The organism is Flavobacteriales bacterium, assembly GCA_013001705.1.
Classification (GTDB): Bacteria; Bacteroidota; Bacteroidia; order Flavobacteriales_D; family JABDKJ01; genus JABDLZ01.
Genome location: JABDLZ010000079.1, coordinates 1 through 4685, shown reverse-complemented (window position 1 = coordinate 4685; position 4685 = coordinate 1). Strand labels below are relative to the sequence as shown.

Genomic DNA, 4685 nt, shown 5'->3' with positions numbered 1-4685 from the left:
CTTCATGGATGATCCCTATTTCAAGCGCACGGTGATCTTATTGTGAGAACACAATGAAGAAGCGTATCTCGGCCGGGTCGACCACTTTGTTCTTGATCTTGTCTTTCAGGACATCGAAATGGCCGCCCATGTAAACTCCTTGAGCCACTTCAGAACTTCCTTCGAGTTGGTCTCCGAGTCGATGTAGATAGAATAGATTCTCATTCCGTACAGGCCCTCCGACACTGATCCGGTTATCCAATTCCGGAATGTCTGAGATGATGTCATGCACCTTCACATCTATATAGCGGTTGAGCACAAAACCGAAACTACCTTCTTCATTGTGTTCACACAATAAGATCACCGTGCGCTTGAAATAGGGATCATCCATGAAGGGCTCTGAAATGAGCAAGCTCCCTTTGCGCGGTTCTTCTTTATTTTCCGGTTGGAACTTCATCATGTTCAAACCTATGCAACCATCAGACCAAAATCAAGGTCTATAATGCAACAATACTTGAATACGCTTTGTGGAGAATTAGCTTCTTCAATTGATTACTTTGGCATTGTATGGAAGATCTACATCGACATATCTCACAGGATAGAAGGGATTTTGAGGATTCTCCGCTCAGGCGGCAAGACCTCAGTGAAGAGCCCATGCATCTCTTCGAGCTCTGGCTGAAAGAAGCCATAGAGCAAGAGGTCAATGAGCCCTACGCTTTCACTCTAGGGACCATCGGCCATGAGGGATACCCATCGTGTCGTATCCTGTATCTCCGGGGAATGGGGGAAGGCACACTTACATTCTTCACCAATTATAGAAGTAGGAAAGGTGTGGAGTTGGCCGTAGAAGATAAGGCCGTCATGCATTTCTTCTGGCCAGAGTTGCATCGGCAAGTGACGGTGCGAGGCAAGGTGGATAAAGTGAGCGATGAGATTTCAGACAGCTATTTTGCCAGTAGGCCGAGAAGTAGCCAGATAGGGGCGTGGGCCTCACAACAGAGTCAAACGCTGGAGAGCCGGGAAGAATTGGAGAAACACATCCAAGACCTGGAAGCCGAGTATGAAGGCCAAGATATCCCACGTCCCCTCCACTGGGGAGGCTATGCGCTGCAACCTGACGAGTGGGAATTCTGGAAGGGACGCACGAGCCGTCTGCATGACCGTTTCCGCTATTCCAAGTCCGGTCGGTCCTGGATCATCGAGCGTCTCTATCCCTGAATACCATAAAAAAACCCTTCCAATCCGGAAGGGTCTTTCTATTCTTTTTACTGAAGTAGGATCACTTACGCTTTCCTCCGTCCAGTTCGTCTTGAAGTTTTTTCAGCTCATCCCATTTGTCATCTGCGGCTAGGGCAGCTTGCTCCGGCCATGTATCGGTGACATGGTTACCTCTTACATCGGCAATGACTTCTGAGAGTTTTTCCGGCTTCTCGCCTGCCAATGCGGCAAATGAATCGATTCCCGCTGCAGTGAGCGTCTCAGCGATCTTTGGCCCGATACCTTCGATCTTGGTCAGGTTGTCAGCGCCTGATTTCTTAGTACTGGTAGCCTTCTTGGCAGGTGCAGCAGCTTTCTTGGCAGGTGCAGCGGCTTTCTTGGTCGCAGTGGCTTTTTTAGCCGTTGACTCCTTCTTAGGGGCTGCTTTTTTCTTGGCCTTCTTGGCAGGTGCAGCTTCTACTTCCTCCAGCACAGCTGTGCTTCCAGATACTGGTGCGGTGTATCTACCTCTTCCTTTGGGTGTGCGTGGTCTGAGCACTCCATATGTGCCTCTGACTCTTTTACCTTTTTTCGAACGCTGATCTCCTTTTCCCATGGTTTGAAATAATGTAAAGCTTTGTTAATTAAAGGGCTGCAAATATATGAATTCACTCAACCTTGTCTAGTTGTGAATTCCTCCTCCAAAGAAGCGCTGTTGCGTATGCTCTTACGCATCCAATCCAGTAGAATAGGCCCTTGCATTTCTTGATCCAGTCTCCAATCCAGATCGGAGACGCGTAGACGTTCGGTCAATCGATGTAGGATGAGTGCAGCTGATACGCTGATATTGAAGCTCTCTGTAAATCCATACATGGGTATGCGCAAGTGATGATCGGCTGCTTGCATGGTGCGTTCTGTCAGGCCTCGTCCTTCAGTGCCGAGTAGGATAGCGAGCGGTCTGTCGATAGGTAGGTCTTCTGGGGTATGACCCGAAACGTGCGGTGAAGTGGCTACCAAGTCATAGCCTTTGGCCTTCAAGTGTTCCAGACATTGGGCCGTATTGTCAGCCTCTGGCTGGTTATACCGATGGAGATGCAACCATTTGGAAGAACCTAGGCTCACCTCTGGATTGACACTGTAGGTGTTGCGTTCTTCAATGATGTGCACATCCTGCACACCGAAACAATCACAGGATCGGAGCACAGCACTCGCATTATGGGGCTGGTAGATATCTTCCAGCACCACAGTGATATAGCGTGTACGTTGTTTCACCACCGCCTCGAAGAGTTGGAATCGCTCTTCGGTCATGTACTGCTTGAGGAATGTTATGAGTTCTTCTGTATGGGCCATCCTGTAGAACAAAAAAGCCGCTTCCTAGTGAGAAGCGGCCCTGTGTAAATCCTTACTTAGGAGATCACACTTTCTTTGCGAGGTCAGAACCTGGCTTGAACTTCACTACGTTCTTCGCCTTGATGGTGATCTCTTTACCAGTCTGAGGATTTCTACCCTTACGAGCAGCTCTCCTAGTCACTGAGAAAGAACCGAATCCGATCAGAGAAAGTCTGTCACCTTTTTTAAGACACTTGGTAGTGTTCGTTACGAATGAATCGAGAGCTCTTTTGGCTTCTGCTTTCGAGATTCCGGCATCAGATGCCATAGCCTCGATCATTTCTGCTTTGTTCATGAGATATAGATTTAAGGATTAAAAAAAATCGTTGTTTTCGTGTTTACGAGCGGCAATATATACACGCAAAGCCGCGTCAGCCAAGGGATTCAGCCATTTTTAGGCCATTTTGTGGATAAATCCGGCCATTTGTTGATAAACCTGGCCAAATCCCGCGTCAATCAAGGCTTTCAGAGCATTTTTACGGGGTCAGAACATCGATTTCGAGCCTATTCGAACCGGGCCTCATGAGGAAAATCGAATCCATTGAGCACATCTTTTATGCCCATCCTTCGTTTTCCGGCCATCTGAATCTGTTCTATTTCCAACTCATTGGTACCCGTGCCGACCCGTAGATAGGTCTTATTGTCGGTGGTGATGTGTCCAGGGGCAAGTTCTCCTGCTGTATCACAGATACGTGTCCGGAATATCTTGCAGTTCATGGATTCTTCTTCTCCTAGCACCAACTCGGTATACGCTGAAGGGTATGGACTCAGACCCCGGATGAGATTATAAACATCCCTTGCGCTCTGACTCCAATCAATGCGTCTGTTCTCGGAATTCAGCTTCGGAGCTTTTTTCCAATCTCCTTCTACCGTATCCTGGGCTTTGGATACCGCCTTGCCCGCTGCGATATCATTCACGGTCCGTACCAGCAATTCCGAGCCGTGGTACATGAGTCTATCATGGAGGTCACCGGCATCATCTTCATCCCCTATAGGTACCTCTACCTGATCGATGATCTCGCCTTTGTCTATTTCGGCATTGATGAAGAAAGTCGTGGCTCCGGTGATGCGTTCACCATGAATGATGGCCCAGTTGATCGGGGCTGCACCACGGTATTGAGGCAGGAGGGAGGCATGCAGGTTGATCGTACCGAGCGGAGGCATGGACCATACTGCCTCAGGCAACATCCTGAAGGCCACTACTACGAATAGGTCAGCACGAAGTTCTTCCAACTGCTCCAAGAACTCAGGGGACTTCAATTTCATGGGCTGGAGAATGGGAATCCCTACCGATTCAGCGAATTTCTTCACTTCTGAAGGTCGGGTCTTCTGCCCGCGTCCTGCCGGCCTATCGGGTGCAGTGACCGTACCTACCACCTGGTGATGGGATGTATGCAATTTCTTGAGACTCTCCACCGCGAAGCCCGGAGTCCCCATGAATACGATGCGGATAGAACTGCTCATGGTTCCAATCGCTCAGCAGGCAATCCCAATTCCTCAAGACTACTGGCCGATGCCAGATCGGTGATGTTGACCTGTGCAGGACCTAGAGCATGTACAGTGGCAACTTTAGCCCCGGTATGCAAGGTGGTCCACTCTTCCCAGCTGGCGCGCATACCTGGTACAGGTAGGATGGATGTCCACATCCGATAGGCGTAAGGAAATCCATCTTCTGCCACATACCATAGATAACTGTCACCTGGAGTCACTCCACCGGAACTGTATTTCACCAGAAGTCCTGGGCCTTCTTCCGTTTCCACATACTCTCTATGTGTACCGGGGTCCTTGACCTTGAAGGGTGCAATCAACCAGAAGCTGTCGTTGCAGAATCTGGCCCAAGCTGAAGTCAGTGCTTCTTCGGCATCTTCACCTTCGAGTTGTTGTCCTGCATCAAAGGCCACGCCTGAGCGATCGGCCGTATTAAGGATCACCCGTTGGTGTCCGGATACTACTTCCACTTTGCCTAGTGTGCGATCCCAGAGATAGCTGTTGCTGCCGGCAAAGGTCCATTGCACATAGCGGGTCTGATCCCAGGCATCTACATTGCAGGCATCCAAGATCCGTTGGGCCAACTGCTCTGCTGCAGGTCCTTCTTGCCCCGTGGGCATGTCCATGCCTTG

At 49.6% G+C, this 4685-nt stretch carries 7 protein-coding genes; 1 reads left to right on the top strand and 6 read right to left on the bottom strand.

The features are described 5' to 3' along the window. Positions 1–37: 37 nt before the first annotated feature. Positions 38–439 (bottom strand): YqgE/AlgH family protein, encoded by a 402-nt coding sequence (locus HKN79_03130; GenBank protein NNC82545.1) that lies wholly within the window; start codon positions 437–439, stop codon positions 38–40. A gap of 107 nt (positions 440–546) precedes the next feature. Here HKN79_03130 and pdxH point away from each other — a divergent pair, with 107 nt between their 5' ends. Beyond that, positions 547–1197, top strand: coding sequence for a pyridoxamine 5'-phosphate oxidase (pdxH, locus tag HKN79_03125; protein ID NNC82544.1), 651 nt, complete (start codon positions 547–549; stop codon positions 1195–1197). Between the two features lie 61 nt (positions 1198–1258). Here the strand turns inward: pdxH and HKN79_03120 are convergent, their stop codons facing one another. From HKN79_03120 to HKN79_03100, 5 genes are all read right to left on the bottom strand, one after another. Beyond that, positions 1259–1792, bottom strand: coding sequence for a 30S ribosomal protein THX (locus HKN79_03120; protein ID NNC82543.1), 534 nt, complete (start codon positions 1790–1792; stop codon positions 1259–1261). 56 nt (positions 1793–1848) lie between these two features. After that, positions 1849–2526: an RNA methyltransferase gene (locus HKN79_03115; GenBank protein ID NNC82542.1), complete on the bottom strand. Its 678-nt coding sequence runs from the start codon at positions 2524–2526 to the stop codon at positions 1849–1851. A gap of 64 nt (positions 2527–2590) precedes the next feature. Next, positions 2591–2860 (bottom strand): HU family DNA-binding protein, encoded by a 270-nt coding sequence (locus tag HKN79_03110; GenBank protein NNC82541.1) that lies wholly within the window; start codon positions 2858–2860, stop codon positions 2591–2593. Between the two features lie 209 nt (positions 2861–3069). Next, positions 3070–4029 (bottom strand): methionyl-tRNA formyltransferase, encoded by a 960-nt coding sequence (locus HKN79_03105; protein ID NNC82540.1) that lies wholly within the window; start codon positions 4027–4029, stop codon positions 3070–3072. Next, positions 4026–4685: hypothetical protein (locus tag HKN79_03100; GenBank protein ID NNC82539.1), on the bottom strand; the 660-nt coding region annotated here is incomplete at its 5' end. The genes HKN79_03105 and HKN79_03100, both read right to left, overlap by 4 nt.

What these genes read in the sequence shown, in the direction of transcription:
- pdxH (NNC82544.1), top strand. Translation starts at nt 547, where the DNA reads ATGGAAGATCTACATCGACATATCTCACAGGATAGAAGGGATTTTGAG.
- HKN79_03120 (NNC82543.1), bottom strand. Translation starts at nt 1,792, where the DNA reads ATGGGAAAAGGAGATCAGCGTTCGAAAAAAGGTAAAAGAGTCAGAGGC.
- HKN79_03110 (NNC82541.1), bottom strand. Translation starts at nt 2,860, where the DNA reads ATGAACAAAGCAGAAATGATCGAGGCTATGGCATCTGATGCCGGAATC.
- HKN79_03115 (NNC82542.1), bottom strand. Translation starts at nt 2,526, where the DNA reads ATGGCCCATACAGAAGAACTCATAACATTCCTCAAGCAGTACATGACC.
- HKN79_03105 (NNC82540.1), bottom strand. Translation starts at nt 4,029, where the DNA reads ATGAGCAGTTCTATCCGCATCGTATTCATGGGGACTCCGGGCTTCGCG.
- HKN79_03130 (NNC82545.1), bottom strand. Translation starts at nt 439, where the DNA reads ATGATGAAGTTCCAACCGGAAAATAAAGAAGAACCGCGCAAAGGGAGC.